We start from the raw sequence: 20,398 nt of genomic DNA, 5'->3' as shown, positions 1-20,398 counted from the left end.
AATTCGTAAGACCCCTTGTAGACGACGAGGTTGATAGGTTCGGGGTGGAAGCGCGGCAACGCGTGTAGCTGACGAATACTAATCGGTCGAGGGCTTATCCAAATAAGCTAACAGCATTCAGCATGCTAAGTTTCGTATCCAGTTTTCAAGGTGCAAGCCGCCTTGAGAAAGCGGGGATATTTTCTCGCAGAGATTTCAGAGGAGTTCTCCTCGAAAAATCCGGTTTGGTGATGATGGCGGAAGGGAACCACGCGTACCCATCCCGAACACGAACGTTAAGCCTTCCAGCGTCGATGGTACTTGGACCGAAGGGTCCTGGGAGAGTAGAACGTCGCCAAGCCAATTAGAAACAGCCCGTATGGACAAATCCATACGGGCTGTTTCGTTATTGCCTTATATAAAAAGCTATGTTAAAACATGTTAATGATATTTGATGTTTGCGAACGTTCGTTCTATAATAAGGGTAACATCATTGCGGATCCTATTCCCCTCTTCAAGCGTCAACAGTTACAGAGCCGCCTGAAAAAATGGATTGACCACTTTAAGACAGATATCATGTTCATTGTGAGTGAAAGACTGCCGTATGAAATAGTTAGACATATCTGATAGGGGCGGTTTAGTTGATAAAATTGTTTCCGTATAACTGGATGGTAAGAGATGAATGGTTTGAACTGTGTATGCAAATTCCAACGGAGGAATTGTTGCGTAATCGAATTGGTGGTTCAGGTTCTATTCTGTATACACTATTCCATATTTCGGACGTGGAATATAGTTGGATTCGTGGAATACAAGGCAAGCCCGATATCCAAGTTCAATACGAGAATTATAAGACGCTCGGTCAAGTAAAGGAACTTTCCGATTCTTGGCTAAATGAAACACAAGCGTTCTTGAATACATGGTCAAATGAAATGGATAACGAAACTATAATTGTTCCGTGGACTGAAGGGCGTTATACCAAAGGTGAAATATTACGCCATGTAATTGCACATGAAATTCATCATATGGGTCAGCTATCCATATGGGCAAGAGAGATTGGGCTTCAACCAGTATCAGCGAATGTAATAGGTAGAGGGTTGTTTACGAAAACAAATCGTTTAGATTAGCCGCCTTGTTTATGCGGCGAATTTCTTTTGCTCGAGAATCAACAATTAAAGAAAACAGAGCCATATAAATAGAATGAAGCCAGGACCTGTCTTACCCCCTCCTTACTTGGAAACGAAGGGAAAAGAGAGTATCCTGGCATTTTTTATGGAGCGAGCAATCCCTTCCGCCTAGGAAGCAGAGGCCGGACCAGCGGAGCCTGCGGAGAGATCTTTGCGCCGGTAAATACTCAATATAATACCGATGGCCGACATCTCGTACAACATGTGATAGAATCCGTAGCTGACAAAGGGAAGCGGAATGCCGAGATGAGGAAGCAATCCCACGGACATTAACAGATTATATACAAGCTGGAAAACAAGTATAGAAGCCAGACCGAGGACGAGATGCTTTCCGAACGGGTCACGGACCTGAGCGAACGAATGCCAGAAACGGGAAATCATATACAGCACGACGACAGCTAACCCGATTCCGGCCAGCCACCCGAAGCTGTACAGGCTAAATGTAAAAATTAATTCGCTATGCATACTTGGAAACTGCGGTAAGGGGGAACCCAGTCCCTGCCCCAGCCATCCGCCGGCCTTAATCGTTTCCGCAATCCTATAATAGGAATATCCGCTCCCATACGAATCCATATCAGGATTCAGAAAGGCCAGGAGGCGGTCCTTTTCGAACGGGTTCGAGGCCAGCCGCAGCCAGCAGAAGGTAATCAGACTTCCTAAGCTTAACGCGAATGAAGTTTTCCATCGCTTAGTTACCGATCCCAAAACGGTAAAGTACCCGACTAAAACCAAAACCATGGCAGGCGTCGTCTTACATAAGGCCAGCAGGCCGACAACAGGCGCGAGCAGAGCAACATTTCTGAGGAAAAAATGGTTTCGCTCGGCAAACCAGGCGGGGAGACAGCCGGCGGCTACCAGAATAAACAAAAAAGAACTGATTCCGGGCCAGTCTATATAAAAGAATCCGATAGAAAGGTAGCGCGGAGAACCATTGATAGGACTGCCAAGAAACAAGACGAGACATAGACCGATTAAAAGTACGGCGTATAAGAGCCAGGTTAAATCCTGGAGCTTGCGGTAAGGGAAGTAGTACAAGGCAACCATGATGACCAGGCCAAGTCCGGCAGCAGCAAGCTTGGAAAGAAACAACATCTCCGAGCCCCAGGTTGAGCTGGACACAGGCACCCCCTTATCGAGTGCATAGATAGCCATAATTCCGTAGCCGATAAAGGCTATAATGGTTGCCAGCAGCCCCCACTCAAGCTTAGGGCGATGAATTCGGTGTAGATCCTTCCCGATTAGCCGCGGATCGCCCATCTGAGCAACTGCCCACTTAAGAGCTTCCTCCCGATCGGCTCCAAGGCTTTCCCTTTCTTCCGCCAAGCATTCCAGATGGCTTTCAAGCTCTTGACGGATATGGGGGTGAGCTTCGCGCGACCGGATTTCGGAGCATACTTCATTCAGAAACTGGCGCACGGCTTCATTGTATCTAATCACGCTTTTCCCTCCCCGAGTACCTGATCCATAGCTTTGCGGAAAAATATCCATTCCGCTTTCTTATCCTCAAGACGGGAGCGCCCGGCATTGGTGATGTGATAGTACTTACGCTTACGTCCATCCGCTTCGAACCATGATGCCTCGACAAGTCCTTCCGCTTCCATAGCATGGAGCAGAGGATACAAAGTGCCTTCCTTCAAGCTGAACGCACCGTCAGACCGGGCTTCAAGCTCCTTAACCAACTCGTAACCATACATAGTCTGCTTGGTCAAGAGCGTAAGTATCATAGTAGCGGTCGTTCCCTTTAATAGCTCCTTATTGATTTTCATCCCAATAACACCACCTTCAATTATACATAGTTAATGGATGCATCGTAAATCTATGTATTAGATCATAAACCTCATATGCCCCATTGTCAACGTCCGCTTATCAACGAAGGAGAGTATACAGAAGCCAAATAGCCGGACACCGCCCGCTGAAGAGCGAGTATAGCGTCCGGCAATAGGGGAGAAGGGCAGACTAGTCCTCCTCCTCGCCAACCGAATCTTCAAGCAGATGCCTCAGCATGCGCTCGCGGTTGTTAATGAACTGCTTGGTGAAGATATAATGATCGGTATCCTCCAGTGATTTAGGCTGCAAGCCTTCCGGGGATAATTCAAAATGGGCGGCATCGGGATAACTCATCAGAATGGGCGAATGCGTAGAAATAATGAACTGCGAGTTCTTGTTCACGAGCGCATGAATACGGGCTAGCATGGACATCTGCTTGAATGGAGACAGGGCCGCCTCCGGCTCATCGAGAATATATAAGCCGTTGCCGCTAAAGCGGTGGACGAATGCCGCAAAAAAGGATTCGCCATGGGACTGGGCATGCAGCGATTTGCCACCGTAGGAGTCGATGATTCTTGCTCCGCCCGGTTCTTTATCCATTTCGTCAATATTGGTAGCCAAGTTATAATAGGTCTCAGCCCGGAAAAAGAAGCCGTCCCGCGGCCGGTTAATCCCGCGAACCAAGCGGATATAGCGATGCAGCTCGGAGTGGGAGTCCTGAGTGGAGAAGGTGAAATTCAACGTTCCGCCTTCTGGATTGAACCCCCAGGCGATGGCTATCGCCTCCAGCAGGGTAGATTTCCCTGACCCGTTCTCGCCGATCAGATAGGTGACCTTCGGATGCAGCGGAAGGCTGGAGAAGTTGCGCAGAACATCCAGATGGAAAGGATAGCCGGCGAAAGAAGGGATGCGGTCGCGAAGCAGCTCCACGCTGCGGATGTAAGGATCACGGCCTGTTGATTGCAAGGGGAACCGTCCTTTCATAGGAAGAGTCAACTGCCAGGATAACTAGCGTTACGATGTCTTTTTACTATAACACGAACCTATGTTCGAATCCAGTTATGAAAAACACCCCCTTCCTTGTTCTCTGAAGGAAGGGGGTGCTTGCTGAACAGTCGGGCCAGCTTATCGTGGAGTCGAGACTTTGTTTAATGAGCCGCACGGTTCAAAGGGTTGCCGCCGATGGGTTTGCCTTTAGTACCGGGATCGTTCTTGTGGAACGCGGCGCGGATCATTTTTTTGGTGTACGGAAGGATGTAGTAGTCAAGTCCGAACTTCCCTGCATTGGCGCCGGCGGCCAGGATAACGAAGCCTACCAGAACCATCCAAGGGTTGGTGCTGATTGTTCCGGCGAACATGAACATGAAGTTCATCAGGAGGCCGAAGAACATAGCAGCCGTAGTCAGAGCGCCGAGGATCAAACCAAGTCCGACTAGGAATTCGCCGAGCGGGATCAGGAAGTTAAAGAGCTTGGCGTTCGGTAAGGCGAAAGTTTCGACGAAAGCGGTATAGGTCGGATAGATGAGCTCTTTCGTCGTTTTGTCAACTACGGGATTGGCGACGGCGTTTTTCATAAATCCTGCCGCGTTGAATGGGGTTGCAGCGGTAAGCTTTTCCCATCCGTGAATCATCCAGTTGAATCCGAGATACAGTCGAATGAAGGTCAACAATACGGCAGCGTATCGGTTTTCTCTAAGCCAGTTCATCATGTAAACCATCTCCTTTGTTCTTTCTGACTTTAGTATAATCCGAAGGAACAACTATGTATGTGAAAAAAATCACAACATCTGCCGAGAATCGAAAAAGAACAAGCTGACTAATCACAGCCGGCCTGTTCTTCAGGTTTGGTCATCCGTGCTAATGCCGCGTGCGGGAGATCAGATCCGATACAGTAACGAATTGATAGCCCCGGGCCTTCAGCTCGGGCAGGATAATTTTCAGAGCTTCCACGGTTTGGGTGCAATCGCCCTCCAGATCATGAAAAAGCACGATATCTCCGTTATGCACATTGCTGAGTACCTGATTTACAATTTTGTCGGTCCCGGGCTTGCGCCAATCCTGGGTGTCTTGGTACCAGGACCACATAACAACCGTCAGGTTAGCTTCTTTCATAGAGCTTAACAGCTGATCGTTATAGAATCCGCCGGGGGGACGAAATACATGGGGCAGCTGCTCGGTGATATCGAAGATAACCTCTTGAGTTTGTCGAATTTCCTGGACGAGCCGCTCAGGGCGCACATGCTTCAAATAGTGATGGTCAAACGTATGATTGGCAATTTCGTGTCCTTCGTTTACTTCGCGGATGGCGATGGCCGGATACATCTGTACCCGTTTGCCCAGGACGAAAAAAGTTCCCTTGGCTTCATACGCTTTCAGCAGATCAAGAATTTGCGGCGTATACACAGGATTGGGGCCATCGTCGAAGGTTAGGGCGATCAGCTTCTGGTCCGTATCCACATTCCACACGACCTCATCGCGTGCCGGAGCGGCCCAGGCTGAGCCATGAGGGGTCAGCAGCATCCAACAAACCAACAGCAGCATCGTTTTCTTCACTACAGACAACCTCCCTTGAAGCTATAGGCATAGTGTCCGATGGCAGGGTTAAACGTATGCAGCTAATACCTGGATGAATAGAAAAAAGCAGTCCGGAGACTGCTTCTACGAGTTGAGGAGGTATACCTTAACCTGTTGAATGCCGAATTTCATCGCCTGGTCGCGAGTTTGGGGGAGGAAGATATCGATCTTATTGCCTTTGATCGCACTGCCGGTGTCGGTTGCTGTTGCGTACATGCCCCCGGCAGGCAATCCGTCATGCTTATAGCCTTCAACATACACCTTGGTTCCCAAAGGAATAACCGAAGGATCAACGGCGATGGTTCCAAGCTGGAGTTGATTGCCCATATAATCCAGCGAAGCGAAGCCGCCGTTTTCACTTGCGGAAGAGGTATAAGCGGATGCTTTTGCAACAATTACTTTCGAGTAATTGCTAGCAAGCGTTTTGGGACGGTACCAAGCCGGAGCGTAGTACTTGCCGTCTGTCGAAAGAATAGCGATCCGATTGCTCGAATCCCATTGGGTCAGGGAGCCGAAGGCATCGGCAACCAAGCGGAACGGCACATAAACCCGACCATCGACGAGGCGGGCAGGAGTATCCAGATCGGCAGGCTTATCGTTAATGGATGCTTGGCGCTCGCCGGTAGTGAGCGATAGCTTACGCCCCTCACTCGCAACCGTTATGGAGATTTCAGAGCCGGTCTTCTGCCAGTCCAGATCATAGCCAAGCTTGTCGGCAAGGGTCCGGACAGGAACCTGCAGCTTGGAGCGGTCGTCAATTACCGGTGGTGTCTGGGGGAATTGCAGAAGCTGGTCGTTGATCTGTACCTTGATGTCGGTCTCCTGATGGAAAAGCTCCGCATGCGCAGGTACGGAAGAAGTCACCGCCGCGGGCAGCAAAAGCAAGCTTGCCAGCAGGATGTTTTTGATACGCTTATTCACTTGATGTCCCTCCTATCGGGCCTCCGAGGTTAGTTGTCGGGTTCGGGAAGAGGATTTCCCTAAGCTCGATCCTGCACGTAATGCTTCCGGATCGTCTATTCACCCCATGTAAAGCGTCCCCCGTACGTTCATAAAAAACTGTTCGATTCGGCTTTTAAGACTGTACCATGTCCCTGATCATTCCTTCAATGCATAATTTCATCCAGCTTTTTCCGGATACTGGCGGTTTTTCCTGTATGATCTAGACTTTGCTTCTGAACAAGACAGGCGGATGGTACAATGGAAGGAAATCTGAAGACAGGGAGCTGGGGGCCATGTATCAGCGGGACTACATTATGCGGTTAATTGAACAGATGGCTCAAGTCATCGCGCAGGTTATCAATAAACGGGGGCAAGCGCTGCAGGAGCGGCTGAATATCCTGAATCAAGCGATGAAACGGCTGGTGGGGCTCGATTCCAGGCTGGTATTGGGGCTTGCTGTACGCGATCTGCTGGAGCTTATCTCGCAGGGGGGCCGGCCGGATACCGGCAAGGCGCTCGCCATCAGCGATATGATGATGGCGCGGGGCAAGCTGCTGAAGGAGGAGGGCGCTTCGTCGGCGGAGCAGGCCTTAGAGGAAGCGGCCAGATGGGTAGAGCTTCTCCTCCGGGTGCGGGCGAGCGAGGAAGAAGAGACGCTGCTTCAGGAAATCGATCAGCGCATCGAATCGGGATTAGAGGCCATAGGCAGAAGCCCGATAAGCAAGGAGCTGCTGGAGCTGCTTATTCCCTATTACGAAGAAACAGGCCGATTGGCCAAGGCGGAGGATGCTCTTTTTCATCGTTTGGATGCGGAAGAAGGGGAGAGTCCGGAGTCATCGGAGGAACGGCTGAAGCTTCTGGAAATGAGTCTTGAGCGATATGAGAAATGGACCAAGCTGGATGAGGATCAGTTAACGATCGGCGGCCTATCGAGAGCAGAAGTGGAGCAAACCCGGGAAGAGCTCGCCGAAATGAAGAAGCGGATTGTAAATAAACGGTAACTGAGGAATAGACGAGATAAATACGAACTATTACTGCTTAATATTTATAGAATGTTCGGGTTTTTTGGTTGACATGATATGTCGATCCCTGCTAAACTGGGAGAGTGAAAGATTGGCAAGTCGATGCCATCGATGAGTTGAATAATCTCGTATAACGTCGGGGATATGGCCCGAAAGTCTCTACCCGAAAACCTTAAATTTTTGGACTACGAGTAAGCGTCAGGTAAGAGGTCGGCACAAGTTGTGCTTGGCCTTAACTTGCGCTTAAGGGTGTTTCTTGTCGTCCTTCCGATAGCCGAAGAGCTCAGCGCTTCCGTTATCCTCGAGGGCGTTTTTTATTGATAAAGCTCAAAACGACCGCTGCGAAACAACCAAGCGGCAAACGGAGGTTACTATGACGGTGCAGGTTGGAGTTATTATGGGAAGCCAGTCCGATTGGGAGACGATGAAGCATGCGTGCGACATTCTCGATGAACTGGAGATTGCTTACGAGAAGAGAGTCGTATCCGCGCACCGTACTCCGGACCTCATGTTCGAGTATGCGGAATCCGCTGCCGGACGGGGATTGAAGCTCATTATTGCTGGCGCCGGCGGCGCTGCGCATCTGCCGGGGATGGTAGCGTCTAAGACGGTATTGCCTGTTATCGGCGTACCTGTGAAATCCTCCACGATGAGCGGGCTTGATTCGCTCTATTCTATTGTACAAATGCCGGGCGGCGTCCCTGTGGGCACGATGGCGATCGGGCAGTCGGGAGCTACGAATGCAGGGCTGTATGCCGCTCAGATCCTGGCGGCCTTCGATCCGGAGCTGCAGCAGCGAATTGCGAAGCGGCGCGAGCGGATTGCCCAAACCGTGATAGAGAAGAGCGTGCTGGAATGACGCCGCGCACCGAACGGGAAGCAAGAGCATATGACCCTGACAAGGTGATTGCGCCGGGGGGGACCATCGGGGTGCTTGGCGGAGGCCAGCTCGGCCGTATGCTGGCGCTCGCAGGCCGGGCGATGGGCTACCGCTTCGCCACGCTTGACCCGACGCCTGACTCGCCCTGCGGTCAAGTGGCGGACAAGCAGGTGACGGCGCCCTATCACGATGCGGGCGCGGCCCGGCAGCTTGCCGAGCTGTCCGACGTCATCACGTATGAGTTTGAAAATGTCGATGCGGACGTGACCGAGCTTCTAATGAAGGAGTCCTACGTGCCGCAAGGCAGCAGCTTGCTCTACACGACGCAGCACCGGCTTCGGGAGAAGCGGGCTATCGAGGCCGCAGGCGTCAGGGTGGCGCCCTATTCGGAGATCCGCAGCGAAGACGAGCTTCGCGCGGCGGTCGGGCGCTTCGGGCTGCCGTGCGTGCTCAAGACGGCAACAGGCGGCTACGACGGCAAGGGCCAGTGGGTGATTCGCAGCGAATCCGAAATTGGCGAAGCCTATGAAACCTTAGCCCGGGCCGGCACCGAGCTGGTTCTGGAGCAGTTCATCCGATTCGAGAAGGAGCTGTCCGTTATCGCGGCGCGAAGTCCGCGAGGCGAGATAAGGACCTTCCCGGCTGCGGAGAACGAGCATGTGAACAATATTCTGCATCTGTCCATCGTGCCTGCAAGGGTGCCTTCCGATGTGGTGGAGCGGGCGGAGCGGATGGCGGCAGATATCGCCAAAGGGCTGGACGTGATCGGACTGATCGCCGTCGAATTGTTCCTGACGGCGGATGGCGAATTGTACGTGAACGAGCTCGCCCCGCGTCCGCATAATTCGGGTCACTATACGATGGAGGCTTGCCGTACATCACAGTTCGAGCAGCATGTGCGCGCGATCTGCAATATGCCGTTAGGCGACCCGGGGCTGATGCAGCCCGTCGTGATGGTCAATGTGCTGGGCGAGCATGTGCAGCCTCTTCTCGATTGGATCGTGAAGCCGGAGTCGGAGAATCTGGAGCCTGGGGTTACAGCCAAAGTCCATCTGTACGGCAAGGCCGAGGCGAAGAACGGGCGCAAGATGGGTCACGTGAATGTGCTGGCCGACACGCCGGAATCGGCATTTCGCTGGATAGAGGCTTCCGGGATATGGGAGTCTAAGGATAACTAGCAAGCTCGATCCCAAGAGAAGAGAATACGGAGGCCGAACCGATGATCGATCGTTATACAAGACCCGAGATGGGCGCAATATGGACCGAGGAAAATAAATTCAAGGCTTGGCTGGAGGTCGAGATTCTGTCTTGCGAAGCATGGGCGGAGCTCGGCGTGATTCCGAAGGAGGATGTAGCGGAGCTGCGGAAGAATGCGGCCTTCGACATCGACCGTATCTACGAAATCGAGCAGGAGACGCGGCATGACGTGATCGCCTTCACCCGGGCCGTGTCCGAGAAGGTAGGACCGGAGCGCAAATGGGTGCATTACGGCCTGACCTCCACCGATGTCGTGGACACGGCGCTCGGCTATCTGCTGAAGCAGGCTAATGAAATCCTGGAGCGCGATCTGACTAACTTCATAGAGATCGTCCGCCATCAGGCGATTGCTTACAAGGACACTCCGATGATGGGCCGGACGCATGGCGTTCATGCCGAGCCGACGACCTTCGGGCTGAAGATGGCGCTCTGGTATGAGGAAATGAAGCGCAACCTGGAGCGCTTCCGCTTCGCGGCCGATGGCGTCCAGTACGGTAAAATTTCCGGAGCGGTCGGCACTTACGCAAACATTGACCCGTTTGTCGAGGAGTATGTGTGCGGCAAGCTGGGCACGAAGCCGGCGCCGATCTCGACGCAGACGCTGCAGCGCGACCGTCATGCGGAGTACATGGCTACGCTGGCGCTGATCGCTACGTCGCTGGACAAGTTTGCGACCGAAATCCGCGCTCTTCAGAAAAGCGAGTTCCGCGAGGTGGAGGAGCCGTTTGCCAAGGGCCAGAAGGGCTCGTCGGCCATGCCGCACAAGCGCAACCCGATCGGCTGCGAAAGCATTTCCGGCCTTGCCCGCGTAATCCGCGGCCATATGGTGTCCGCTTATGAGAATGTAACCCTGTGGCATGAACGCGATATTTCGCACTCCTCCGTGGAGCGGATCATCCTGCCTGATGCGACGATTCTCCTCAACTATATGCTGAACCGTCTGGGCAACATCGTGAAGAACCTGACTGTTTTTCCGGACAACATGAAGCGCAACATGCAGAGCACGTACGGCGTACCGTTCTCCGGCCGCGTGATGACGAAGCTGATCGACAAGGGCTTCAGCCGCGAGCAGGCGTATGACACCGTTCAGCCTCGTGCGATGCAGGCATGGGAGGAGCAGCGCTCATTCCGCTCCATCGTGCTAGAGACGCCGGCCATCACCGATAAGCTCAGCGCCGAAGAGATTGAGGATGCCTTCAATCCGAGCTGGCATCTGAAGCATGTCGACACGATATTCAAACGTCTAGGCTTAAGCTAAGTCCGGCGAGTCAGGTTAGGAGGACCACAAGGTCATGGGAGAGAAGCAGGTCAAGGCGATTTCCAGTGCGCAGGAGTATGTCAAGGCGCCGCTGCTGTATAAAGGCAAGGTCCGGGAGCTGTACGATCTCGGAGAGCATTATCTGATCGCGGTCACTGACCGCATCTCCGCATTCGATTGGGTGCTCAGTCCGGCGGTTCCCCACAAGGGCAACGTGCTGAACTCACTCAGCAAGCTCTGGTTCGAGCGTACGGCGGCGATTCAGCCGAACCATGTGGTGCATGCGGATATCGAGCGGATCGCGGATCTGGTCACGGATGCGGATATCATGAAAGATCGCTTCATGGTGACCCGAAAAGCGCAGCGCATCGATATCGAGTGTGTCGTACGGGGCTATATCACCGGCGGCGGCTGGCGGCAGTATCAGGCTACCGGCGAGGTGAACGGGTACAAGCTGCCGGGGGGCTTGCGCAAGAACGAGCGCTTCCCCGAACCGATCTTCACGCCGGCGGCGAAGAACGACGTCGGCCACGACGAGGACATCTCGCTTGAGCGGATGAAGGAATTGGTCGGTGCCGAGCTGACCGAGCAGCTGCGGGAGAAGAGCATTCGGCTTTATGAGTTCGCGCATGCCCGGTGCGAGGAACGCGGCATCATCCAGGCCGATACGAAGTTCGAGTTCGGTCTGATCGATGGCGAGATCATTCTGATCGACGAGATTTTCACGCCGGACTCCTCCCGCTTCTGGGATAAGAACAACTACGAGCTCGATACCGAGATCGACAGTATGGACAAGGAGCCGGTGCGCACGTACCTAGCTTCTACGGATTGGGATAAGAACAGCGAGCCTGCGCCGCTGCCTGCCCACGTGGTGGAAGAAACAAGCCGCCGCTATCGCGATATTTTTAACCGTTTGACATCCAACTAACCATTTTGCGGGAGGAATCATTCCTAATGTTCAAAGCTACCGTGTATGTAACGATTAAGCAAAGCGTACTTGATGTACAGGGGACGGCCGTTCAAGGCGCGCTCCATTCGATGGGCTTCGATGAAGTCGGCAAGGTGCGGATCGGCAAGTATCTGGAGGTCGATCTGAACACGACGGACCGCGCGGCGGCCGAAGAGCGCGTGAAGGCGATGTGCGAGAAGCTGCTTGCGAATACCGTGATCGAGGATTACCGGTTCGACTTGATCGAGGCTTAAGACAAAGGAGGAGCGAAAGCGATGAATTTCGCAGTATTGGTATTTCCCGGCTCCAACTGTGATATCGACTGCTTCAAGGCCGTCGAAGACACGATCGGACAGCCTGTAGACTATGTATGGCATACAGAGAGCGACTTATCGAAATATGACTGTATCCTGGTTCCCGGAGGCTTTTCCTACGGCGATTACCTGCGCTGCGGAGCGATTGCGCGCTTTGCGCCGGTGATGAATGCGCTGGTGGAAGCGGCCGCCCAAGGCAAATACGTACTGGGCATCTGCAACGGATTCCAGATCCTGACAGAGGCGGGCTTGCTCCCGGGTGCTTTGCTGCGCAACAACTCGATGAAATTCCGCTGTCATCACACGCTATTGTCCGTCGAGAACAACGACAACCCGTTCACGCACGAGTATGCGAAGGGCGAATTGATCGACATTCCGATCGCGCACGGCGAAGGCAACTATTACTGCGATGACGCGACGCTGGCTGAATTGAAAGCGAACAACCAGATCGTATTCCGTTATCAAGCGGGCAACAACCCGAACGGCTCTGTCGACGATATCGCCGGCATCAGCAACAAGGCAGGCAACGTGGTCGGCATGATGCCGCATCCAGAGCGTGCGATCGACGAAATTCTGGGCTCGGCGGATGGACGCCGGATGTTTACATCGATTTTGAGCACTTGGAGGGAAAAGCATGGCGCAGCAGCTATCGGCTAAGGAGCCCACGGCTCAGCAAATCGAAGAACAGAAAATCTACAAGCAATTTGGCGTGTCCGATTCCGAATATGAGTTAATTTGCGGATTCCTCGGCCGCAAGCCGAATTATGTCGAGATCGGCGTATTCAGCGTCATGTGGTCCGAGCACTGCTCTTATAAAAATTCCAAGGTCGTGCTGAAGAAGTTTCCGGTCACGGGACCGCGCGTCCTGATGGGCCCCGGCGAAGGCGCGGGGATCGTCGATATCGGCGATAACCAGGCCGTCGTCTTCAAGATCGAAAGCCATAACCATCCGTCGGCGGTCGAGCCTTACCAAGGCGCCGCAACAGGCGTGGGCGGCATCATCCGCGATATTTTCTCGATGGGAGCGCGTCCTGTAGCGGTGTTGAACTCGCTGCGCTTCGGACGCCTGACCAATGAACGGGTTAAATACTTGTTCGAGCATGTCGTCTCCGGTATCGCCGGCTACGGCAACTGCATCGGCATCCCGACGGTCGGCGGCGAGATTATGTTTGACGAGAACTATGAGGGCAACCCGCTCGTCAACGCGATGTGCGTCGGCATCATCGACCATGACAAGATTCAGAAGGGTGTCGCCAAGGGCGTCGGCAATCCGGTCTTCTACGTCGGTCCGGCTACCGGCCGCGACGGCATCCACGGCGCGACTTTCGCTTCCGAGGACTTGACGGCCGAGTCGGAGTCCAAGCGCTCCGCGGTCCAGGTCGGCGATCCGTTCATGGAGAAGCTGGTGCTGGAAGCATGTCTGGATCTGATCAACTCCGGTATCGTCGTCGGTATCCAGGATATGGGCGCGGCCGGCCTCACATGCTCCAGCTCCGAGATGGCGAGCAAGGCGGGCAACGGTATGGAGCTGTATCTGGATGAGGTGCCGCAGCGCGAGGAAGGCATGACGCCTTACGAGATGATGCTCTCCGAATCTCAGGAGCGCATGCTGTTCGTCGTCAAGCCCGAGCATGAGGAGCAAGCCCGCGCGATCTTCGCGCGCTGGGGCCTGGATTGTCCGAAGGTCGGCAAGGTAACCGACGATGGCAACCTGAAGCTGTACCACAAGGGCGAGCTGGTCGCCGACATGCCGGTCAAGGCATTGGTCGACGAATGCCCAATGTACCACAAGCCATCCGCGGTTCCGGCTTATTACGAGGCGAATGCTTCCGTCGATACGTCGGCTTACCCGGAAGTGACGGACTTGAACGATGCCCTGTCCAAGGTGCTGGCTTCCCCTACGGTAGCGAGCAAGGAATGGGTTTATAACCAATATGATTACATGGTGCGGACGAGCACAGCCGTTCAGCCGGGCTCGGATGCGGCGGTTGTAACGATCCGCGGCTCGCGCAAGGCGCTGTCGATGTCCACGGACTGCAACGGACGCTTCGTGTACCTGGACCCTGAAGTGGGCGGCCGCATCGCGGTTGCGGAAGCGGCGCGCAACAACGTGTGTACGGGCGCCGAGCCGCTTGCGATTACGGATAACCTGAACTTCGGAAGTCCGGAGAAGCCGGAAATTTTCTGGCAGCTGGAGAAGGCGACCGACGGAATGGCGGAAGCATGCCGCAAGCTGAATGCTCCGGTTATCGGCGGCAACGTCAGCTTGTACAACGAGAATGCCAAGGGCGCGATCTACCCGACGCCGGTTGTCGGCATGGTCGGCCTGGTGCACGACCTCGACCACATCACGACTCAAGGCTTCAAGCGCGAGGGCGACGTGGTTCTGCTCCTGGGCGATACGAAAGCGGAGCTTGGCGGCAGCGAATTCCAATATGTCATTCATGGCGTAACGGAAGGACGGCCTCCGGCCATCGACCTGGATGTGGAGAAGGTATTGCTGGATTCCGTACTCTCGGCGATCCAGAACGGCTTGGTTGCGTCGGCGCATGACTTGTCTGACGGCGGCCTCGCTGTCGCGCTGGCGGAGAGCTGCATCAGCGGCGGCATCGGCGCGAAGGTGAACTTCGAGACCGAGCTGCGTGCGGATCTCGCGTTGTTCAGCGAAAGCCAGTCGCGTATTTTGCTCAGCGCATCGCCTGAGAAAGCGGCGGAGCTGGAGCAGTTCCTGTCCTCCCGCGGCGTGCCGGTGCAAGCGCTCGGTACGGTCGGCGGCGAGAAGCTGCAAGTGTCGGTTAATGCGGTATCTGCGATTGATGCATCTGTCACACAACTAGAAAAGGTTTGGAAGGATGCGATTCCATGTCTGATGAACTGATCGTCGGCGGACAAGGACTTGGGGTAGAGCCAGAGCTTAAGCAAGAGCTGCAAGTACAGTTTGGCAGGCAAGGACAAGCAGTGGGTCAGGCAGCAGGCTTAGCGCCTGACCGCCGCCGGAAGACGGAGGGTGCGGCTTCGCCGCACCTCTGGACGGGCGAGTATTACAATGAAGGCGTGCATGCGCACGACGGATTGTTCGATAAACTGCGCGAGGAATGCGGAGTATTTGGCGTGTTTGGCCATGCCGAGGCGGCCTCGCTGAGTTATTATGGACTCCATGCGCTCCAGCATCGGGGACAAGAAAGCGCAGGCATCTGTGCGACGAACGGCGAAACGTTCAACTATCACCGCGATATGGGGCTTGTCAAGGAAGTGTTCGACAACGATACGCTGAGCACGCTGGTAGGCAACTGCTCGATCTCGCATGTGCGATATTCGACGGCCGGCGAGAGCAAGCTGGCCAATGCCCAGCCGCTCGTGTTCAAGTATCGCGAGGGCGATCTTGCGATCGCGACGAACGGCAACCTGATCAACGCTCCGGATATCAAAAAGCGGCTGGAGCGCGAGGGCTCGATCTTCCAGACGACGAGCGACACCGAGGTCGTGGCGCATCTGGTCGCCCGGTCCAAGCATGACGATGTCGTGCTGGCGGTGAAGGACGCGCTGCTGCAGGTGGAAGGCGCCTTCGCTTTCATGTTCCTGACGCGCGACAAGCTGATCGTGGCGCGCGATCCTCATGGGCTGCGCCCGTTTGTCGCCGGACGGCTTGGCACGGCACGGCTCTTCGCTTCGGAATCCTGTGCGTTCGACGCCGTCGGCGCCAAGTACGAGCGCGATATTGAGCCAGGCGAGATGCTGGTGCTCGATCTGAAGACAGGCGCCGTGACGCATGACCGGTTCTCGCCGATCAAGCAGCGCGCGATCTGTGCGATGGAATATATTTATTTTGCCCGGCCGGATAGCGATATCGACGCGACGAATATTCACTCCGCGCGCAAGCGGATGGGACGACAGCTCGCGATGGAAGCGTTCGTGGACGCCGATATCGTAACGGGCGTGCCGGATTCCTCGATCTCGGCGGCTATCGGCTATGCCGAGCAGACGGGGATTCCTTACGAGCTCGGCCTGATCAAAAACCGCTATACGGGCCGCACGTTCATCCAGCCGAGCCAGGAGCTGCGCGAGCAGGGCGTGAAGATGAAGCTGTCGGCGGTGCGCAGCATCGTCGAAGGCAAGCGAGTCGTCATGATCGACGATTCGATCGTGCGCGGCACGACAAGCTTGCGGATCGTCAATCTCCTTCGCGAGGCGGGAGCCTCCGAGGTACACGTACGCATCAGCTCCCCGACGTTCGAAAATCCATGCTTCTACGGCATCGATACGCCGAACCGGGAAGAGCTGATCGCCGCCGTGAAGTCGGTCGAAGAAATTCGGCAGGCGATCAATGCCGACTCGCTGCACTTCCTGAGCAAGGAAGGCCTGCTGACAGCCATCGGTCGTCCAAGCGGCGAATATAACCGCGGTCTCTGTACCGCATGCTTTGATAACAAGTACCCGACGCCTGTGCCCGACGAAGCGGCTCTTGGCTGTGGCTGCGACTAGAGCTGGCGGCAGCTTTGCGGGCGGGCGCGGGGCAGTCCCGTTCGCTTATTACCCCGGGTCAGATGGACGGCTGGGCGCAAGGAGCACGTACGCTCCCATTCCCTTATCCCGGCCGCATTCGTTCCCAATTCGAGGAGGAAATCTCACGTGTCCGATGCATATAAACAAGCCGGAGTGGACATCGCCGCCGGCAATGAAGCGGTAGAACGCATGAAGAAGCACGTCAAGACGACCATGCGTCCAGAAGTGCTGACGGATCTTGGCGGCTTCGGCGCGCTGTTTGGCTTGAACAAGGACAAATACGACGAGCCGGTGCTCGTATCCGGTACGGACGGAGTCGGCACGAAGCTGAAAATTGCGTTCGCGATGGATAAGCATGATACGATCGGCATCGACGCCGTCGCCATGTGTGTGAACGATATTATCGTACAGGGCGCGGAGCCTTTGTTCTTCCTTGACTATCTGGCCTGCGACAAGGTCATCCCCGAGAAGATCGAAGCGATCGTGAAAGGCATCAGCGATGGCTGCGTGCAAGCGGGTGCAGCCTTGATCGGCGGCGAAACGGCGGAAATGCCGGGTATGTACAGCGAAGGCGAGTATGATATCGCGGGCTTCACCGTCGGTATCGTGGATAAGAAGAAAATCATCGACGGCAGCACGATCAAGCCGGGAGACGTTGTGCTCGGTCTGGCATCTAGCGGCGTGCACAGCAACGGCTTCTCGCTCGTGCGCAAGCTTCTGCTGGAGCAGAAGGGCTACAGCCTGCACGATACGATCGATGAGCTGGGCGGCAAGCTGGGCCATGCGCTGCTGGCTCCGACCAAGATCTACGTTAAGCCAGTGCTGGCTGCGCTGCAGGAAGTGCCGATCAAGGGAATGGCTCATATTACAGGCGGAGGCTTCCTGGAGAACATCCCGCGTGCGCTTCCTGAAGGCGTCAACGTTGAGATCGATTACGGTTCCTGGCCGATCTTGCCGATCTTCGAGCTTATGCAGCGCGAGGGCGGCATAAGCCATAATGATATGTTCCGCACGTTCAACATGGGGATCGGCATGGTCGTGATCGTAGCCGAGGAGCATGCAGCCCGGACCGCCGAGCTGTTCGCTCAGCATGGCGAGACGCCTTATACGCTTGGCCGCGTAACGGCCGGCGAAAGAATCGTTACCTTTAAAGGTGTAGAGGTATGAGAAAAGCCCCATTTCGCATCGCCGTATTCGCCTCGGGGAGCGGAAGCAATTTCCAAGCGATCGCAGATGCCGTGAAGGCAGGCCGGCTCGATGTCACCATCGAGCTTTTGGTCTGCGACCGGCCGCAGGCCAAGGTCGTGGAGCGGGCGCGGGAGGCGGGCATTCCCGTCTTTACATTCAACCCGAAGGAGTATGCGTCGCGGCAGGCCTACGAGCAGGAGATTCTCCGCCAGCTGCAGGATAAGCAGGTTGAGCTTGTCGTGCTGGCGGGGTATATGCGCATCCTGACGGAAGTGCTGGTCGAGGCCTACTGGGGGCGGATGCTCAATATTCATCCCTCGCTGCTGCCATCGTTTCCGGGGCTTCACGCGGTTCGTCAAGCGCTGGCGCACGGCGTGAAGGTGACCGGAGTCACGGTGCATCTGGTGGACGGGGGGCTGGATAGCGGCCCCATATTGGCGCAGCGCGCGCTCGCCATCGAAAACGGAGATACTGAGGAAGACCTGGAGAAGCGCATCCATCCGATTGAGCATGACCTGTATCCGCAGGTGATCCAGGACATTGTGCAAGGCGCGATCGATCTGGACCGGATTGCGAAGGATCATAACTCTACTATAGATAGGATGAATAACCCATGAGCCAGACTGAACATACGGGCAATTCGCTCGAACTGCGTTACGGCATGAACCCGCATCAGAAGCAAGCCAGATTGTTCACGGAAGGAAAGCTTCCGATCCGGATCCTAAGCGGCGATCCGGGCTTCATCAACCTGCTGGATGCGCTGAACGGCTTCCAGCTGGCCCGCGAGCTGCGCAGCGCTACCGGACTGCCGGCAGCGGCTTCCTTCAAGCATGTCAGCCCGGCCGGGGCAGCCGTCGCGGCTCCGCTCACGCCTGAGCTGGCCAAGGCTTACTTCGTCGACGGCCTGGAGCTGTCTCCGCTGGCTACCGCCTATGCGCGCGCCCGCGGCGCGGACCGGATGTCTTCCTTCGGCGATGCCGCCGCGCTGAGCGATATCGTGGATGCGTCCACGGCCCAGCTGCTGAAGCGCGAGGTTTCCGACCTGGTCGTAGCTCCGGGGTATACGGAGGAAGCGCTGGATATTCTGAAAGCGAAGAAAGGCGGCAAATACCTGATCATTCAGATCGATCCGGATTATGTGCCGGACCCTGTCGAGCTTCGTACCTTGTTTGGCCTTAAGCTGCAGCAGGAGCGCAACGATGCCACCATCGACGCCAGCGCCCTGGAGCACATCGTGACAGAGAACAAAGAGCTGCCGGATCACGCGAAGCGCGATATGCTGATCGCCTTGGTCACGCTCAAATATACGCAGTCCAACTCCATCTGCTACACCCTGGATGGTCAAACCATCGGGATCGGAGCCGGACAGCAGTCCCGTATCCACTGTACGCGTCTGGCTGGAGACAAAGCGGACCGCTGGTTCCTTCGTCAGCATCCTACGGCGCTTAGTATGAAATTCCGTCAAGGCCTCTCCCGCGCAGAGCAGAACAATGCGATCGATCTGTGGCTGGAGGAAGAGCTGACTCCCGTGGAGCAAGCGGCATGGGAAGCGGCATTTGACGAGGTTCCGGCCCGTCTGACGCGTGAAGAGAAGCGCGAATGGCTCTCCAGGCTTCAAGGCGTCTCGTATGGCTCGGATGCTTTCCTGCCGTTCCGCGACAACCTGGACCGCGCCAGCCGCAGCGGCGTGAAATATGTCGTTCAAGCCGGAAGCTCCATGCGCGATGAGGAAGTCGTCCAAGCCGCGAACGATTACGGGATGGTTATGTCCTACTCGGGCGTCCGTTTGTTCCATCATTAGAATCAAACTCATTCTCGGGAGGCATGGATAAGCCGTGACAAGTACAAGAGCCGCACAAGCGGAAGCCTATGCAGCAGGCTTGCAGAAGAACGTATACCCCGGACGGGGCATCATCATCGGATTGACGCCGGACGGTACCCGCCTGGTCCAGGTATACTGGATCATGGGACGCAGCGAGAACAGCCGCAACCGCGTATTTATCGAGGAGCCGAATGGCTTCCTCCGCACGGAAGCGAAGGACCCGGCGAAGCTGACCGATCCATCGCTCATTATTTATTACCCGGTGAAGCATGCGAACGGAGCTCATATCGTGACCAACGGGGATCAAACGGATACCATCCACGAGGCCTTGCTGGCAGGCGGCTCGTTCGAGTCGGCGCTCGCGACGCGGACCTATGAGCCGGATGCTCCCAACTTTACTCCGCGCATCAGCGGCATCGTGGATCTGAACGACGAGCAGTTCGCCTACAAGCTCTCTATCCTGAAGTCTGCAGGCAATACGGAGGAGCAAACGCTTCGTCACACCTATACGTACGAGAAGGCGCTGCCCGGCTACGGCCACTGCATCCATACGTATGAAGGCGACGGCAACCCGCTGCCTTCGTTCCAGGGAGAGCCGGCATTGGTTCCGCTGGCGAATAATGCGGAAGAAATCGTGGACATGTACTGGAACGCCTTGAATGAAGAAAATAAAATCTCGCTGCTGGTCAAGACGATTCGGATCGAGGACGGAGCAAGCGAGCTGCTGGTCCGAAATAAAGACTAATTCAATAGATGAAA

Annotated in this window: 20 protein-coding genes, 2 rRNA genes and 2 riboswitches; of the genes, 16 read left to right on the top strand and 6 right to left on the bottom strand. The window is 55.4% G+C overall.

Annotated features, from left to right (window positions below):
- The 3 genes from GSF01_RS29435 to GSF01_RS26185 all read left to right on the top strand — a co-directional run.
- Window positions 1-102: ribosomal RNA gene (locus GSF01_RS29435) — 23S ribosomal RNA — on the top strand; the annotation flags it as partial.
- A gap of 121 nt (window positions 103-223) precedes the next feature.
- Window positions 224-340, top strand: a 5S ribosomal RNA gene (gene rrf / locus GSF01_RS26190).
- Between the two features lie 280 nt (window positions 341-620).
- Window positions 621-1,103: a DinB family protein gene (locus tag GSF01_RS26185; RefSeq protein WP_159888212.1), complete on the top strand. Its 483-nt coding sequence runs from the start codon at window positions 621-623 to the stop codon at window positions 1,101-1,103.
- Window positions 1,104-1,271: 168 nt separating this feature from the next.
- Here GSF01_RS26185 and GSF01_RS26180 read toward each other — a convergent pair whose 3' ends face one another.
- The 6 genes from GSF01_RS26180 to GSF01_RS30225 form a co-directional block, all read right to left on the bottom strand.
- The gene (locus GSF01_RS26180; RefSeq protein ID WP_159888211.1) at window positions 1,272-2,600 is read right to left on the bottom strand and encodes an FtsW/RodA/SpoVE family cell cycle protein; all 1,329 of its coding nucleotides are present in this window, start codon (window positions 2,598-2,600) and stop codon (window positions 1,272-1,274) included.
- The gene (locus tag GSF01_RS26175; RefSeq protein ID WP_159888210.1) at window positions 2,597-2,929 is read right to left on the bottom strand and encodes a PadR family transcriptional regulator; all 333 of its coding nucleotides are present in this window, start codon (window positions 2,927-2,929) and stop codon (window positions 2,597-2,599) included. Before GSF01_RS26175 ends, GSF01_RS26180 begins: the two co-directional genes overlap by 4 nt.
- Before the next feature lie 190 nt (window positions 2,930-3,119).
- Entirely contained in the window at window positions 3,120-3,896 is a 777-nt protein-coding gene (locus GSF01_RS26170) for an AAA family ATPase (protein ID WP_235941747.1), read from the bottom strand.
- 182 nt (window positions 3,897-4,078) lie between these two features.
- On the bottom strand, window positions 4,079-4,639 hold the full coding sequence (locus GSF01_RS26165; protein ID WP_201305487.1) for a DoxX family protein: 561 nt from the start codon (window positions 4,637-4,639) through the stop codon (window positions 4,079-4,081).
- A gap of 148 nt (window positions 4,640-4,787) precedes the next feature.
- Complete coding sequence (locus tag GSF01_RS26160) at window positions 4,788-5,483, bottom strand: polysaccharide deacetylase family protein (protein WP_235941746.1); 696 nt, start codon at window positions 5,481-5,483, stop codon at window positions 4,788-4,790.
- Between the two features lie 105 nt (window positions 5,484-5,588).
- Entirely contained in the window at window positions 5,589-6,425 is an 837-nt protein-coding gene (locus GSF01_RS30225; protein WP_159888208.1) for a stalk domain-containing protein, read from the bottom strand.
- 3 nt (window positions 6,426-6,428) lie between these two features.
- Window positions 6,429-6,588: riboswitch (cyclic di-AMP (ydaO/yuaA leader) on the bottom strand.
- A 151-nt stretch (window positions 6,589-6,739) separates the two neighbouring features.
- Between GSF01_RS30225 and GSF01_RS26150 the strand changes: the two genes are divergently transcribed.
- The 13 genes from GSF01_RS26150 (at window position 6,740) to GSF01_RS26090 (ending at window position 20,384) form a co-directional block, all read left to right on the top strand.
- Window positions 6,740-7,447, top strand: a complete 708-nt coding sequence (locus GSF01_RS26150) for a DUF6483 family protein (protein WP_159888207.1) — start codon at window positions 6,740-6,742, stop codon at window positions 7,445-7,447.
- 127 nt (window positions 7,448-7,574) lie between these two features.
- A riboswitch (purine riboswitch) is annotated at window positions 7,575-7,676 on the top strand.
- Between the two features lie 165 nt (window positions 7,677-7,841).
- Entirely contained in the window at window positions 7,842-8,327 is a 486-nt protein-coding gene (gene purE, locus GSF01_RS26145; protein WP_159888206.1) for a 5-(carboxyamino)imidazole ribonucleotide mutase, read from the top strand.
- Window positions 8,324-9,526 carry a 5-(carboxyamino)imidazole ribonucleotide synthase gene (gene purK / locus GSF01_RS26140; protein WP_159888205.1) on the top strand — a complete coding sequence of 401 codons (1,203 nt, stop codon included), beginning with the start codon at window positions 8,324-8,326 and terminating at the stop codon, window positions 9,524-9,526. The genes purE and purK overlap by 4 nt, the downstream gene beginning before the upstream one ends.
- A 41-nt stretch (window positions 9,527-9,567) precedes the next feature.
- Window positions 9,568-10,863, top strand: a complete 1,296-nt coding sequence (gene purB / locus GSF01_RS26135) for an adenylosuccinate lyase (RefSeq protein ID WP_159888204.1) — start codon at window positions 9,568-9,570, stop codon at window positions 10,861-10,863.
- A gap of 34 nt (window positions 10,864-10,897) precedes the next feature.
- Window positions 10,898-11,791: a phosphoribosylaminoimidazolesuccinocarboxamide synthase gene (locus GSF01_RS26130; RefSeq protein ID WP_159888203.1), complete on the top strand. Its 894-nt coding sequence runs from the start codon at window positions 10,898-10,900 to the stop codon at window positions 11,789-11,791.
- A 26-nt stretch (window positions 11,792-11,817) separates the two neighbouring features.
- Entirely contained in the window at window positions 11,818-12,066 is a 249-nt protein-coding gene (gene purS, locus GSF01_RS26125) for a phosphoribosylformylglycinamidine synthase subunit PurS (RefSeq protein ID WP_159888202.1), read from the top strand.
- Between the two features lie 21 nt (window positions 12,067-12,087).
- The gene (gene purQ / locus GSF01_RS26120) at window positions 12,088-12,783 is read left to right on the top strand and encodes a phosphoribosylformylglycinamidine synthase subunit PurQ (protein ID WP_159888201.1); all 696 of its coding nucleotides are present in this window, start codon (window positions 12,088-12,090) and stop codon (window positions 12,781-12,783) included.
- Window positions 12,761-15,004 carry a phosphoribosylformylglycinamidine synthase subunit PurL gene (purL, locus tag GSF01_RS26115; protein ID WP_159888200.1) on the top strand — a complete coding sequence of 748 codons (2,244 nt, stop codon included), beginning with the start codon at window positions 12,761-12,763 and terminating at the stop codon, window positions 15,002-15,004. Before purQ ends, purL begins: the two co-directional genes overlap by 23 nt.
- Window positions 14,989-16,608, top strand: coding sequence for an amidophosphoribosyltransferase (gene purF / locus GSF01_RS26110; RefSeq protein WP_159888199.1), 1,620 nt, complete (start codon window positions 14,989-14,991; stop codon window positions 16,606-16,608). Before purL ends, purF begins: the two co-directional genes overlap by 16 nt.
- Before the next feature lie 147 nt (window positions 16,609-16,755).
- The gene (purM, locus tag GSF01_RS26105) at window positions 16,756-17,796 is read left to right on the top strand and encodes a phosphoribosylformylglycinamidine cyclo-ligase (protein WP_159888198.1); all 1,041 of its coding nucleotides are present in this window, start codon (window positions 16,756-16,758) and stop codon (window positions 17,794-17,796) included.
- On the top strand, window positions 17,793-18,434 hold the full coding sequence (gene purN / locus GSF01_RS26100; RefSeq protein WP_159888197.1) for a phosphoribosylglycinamide formyltransferase: 642 nt from the start codon (window positions 17,793-17,795) through the stop codon (window positions 18,432-18,434). Before purM ends, purN begins: the two co-directional genes overlap by 4 nt.
- Window positions 18,431-19,618, top strand: coding sequence for a phosphoribosylaminoimidazolecarboxamide formyltransferase (locus GSF01_RS26095; protein WP_159888196.1), 1,188 nt, complete (start codon window positions 18,431-18,433; stop codon window positions 19,616-19,618). Before purN ends, GSF01_RS26095 begins: the two co-directional genes overlap by 4 nt.
- Before the next feature lie 34 nt (window positions 19,619-19,652).
- The gene (locus GSF01_RS26090; RefSeq protein WP_159888195.1) at window positions 19,653-20,384 is read left to right on the top strand and encodes an IMP cyclohydrolase; all 732 of its coding nucleotides are present in this window, start codon (window positions 19,653-19,655) and stop codon (window positions 20,382-20,384) included.
- The last annotated feature ends 14 nt before the right edge of the window (window positions 20,385-20,398 follow it).

The organism is Paenibacillus puerhi (assembly GCF_009846885.1).
GTDB lineage: Bacteria > Bacillota > Bacilli > Paenibacillales > NBRC-103111 > Paenibacillus_G > Paenibacillus_G puerhi.
This window is presented reverse-complemented; position numbering and strand designations above follow the sequence as displayed.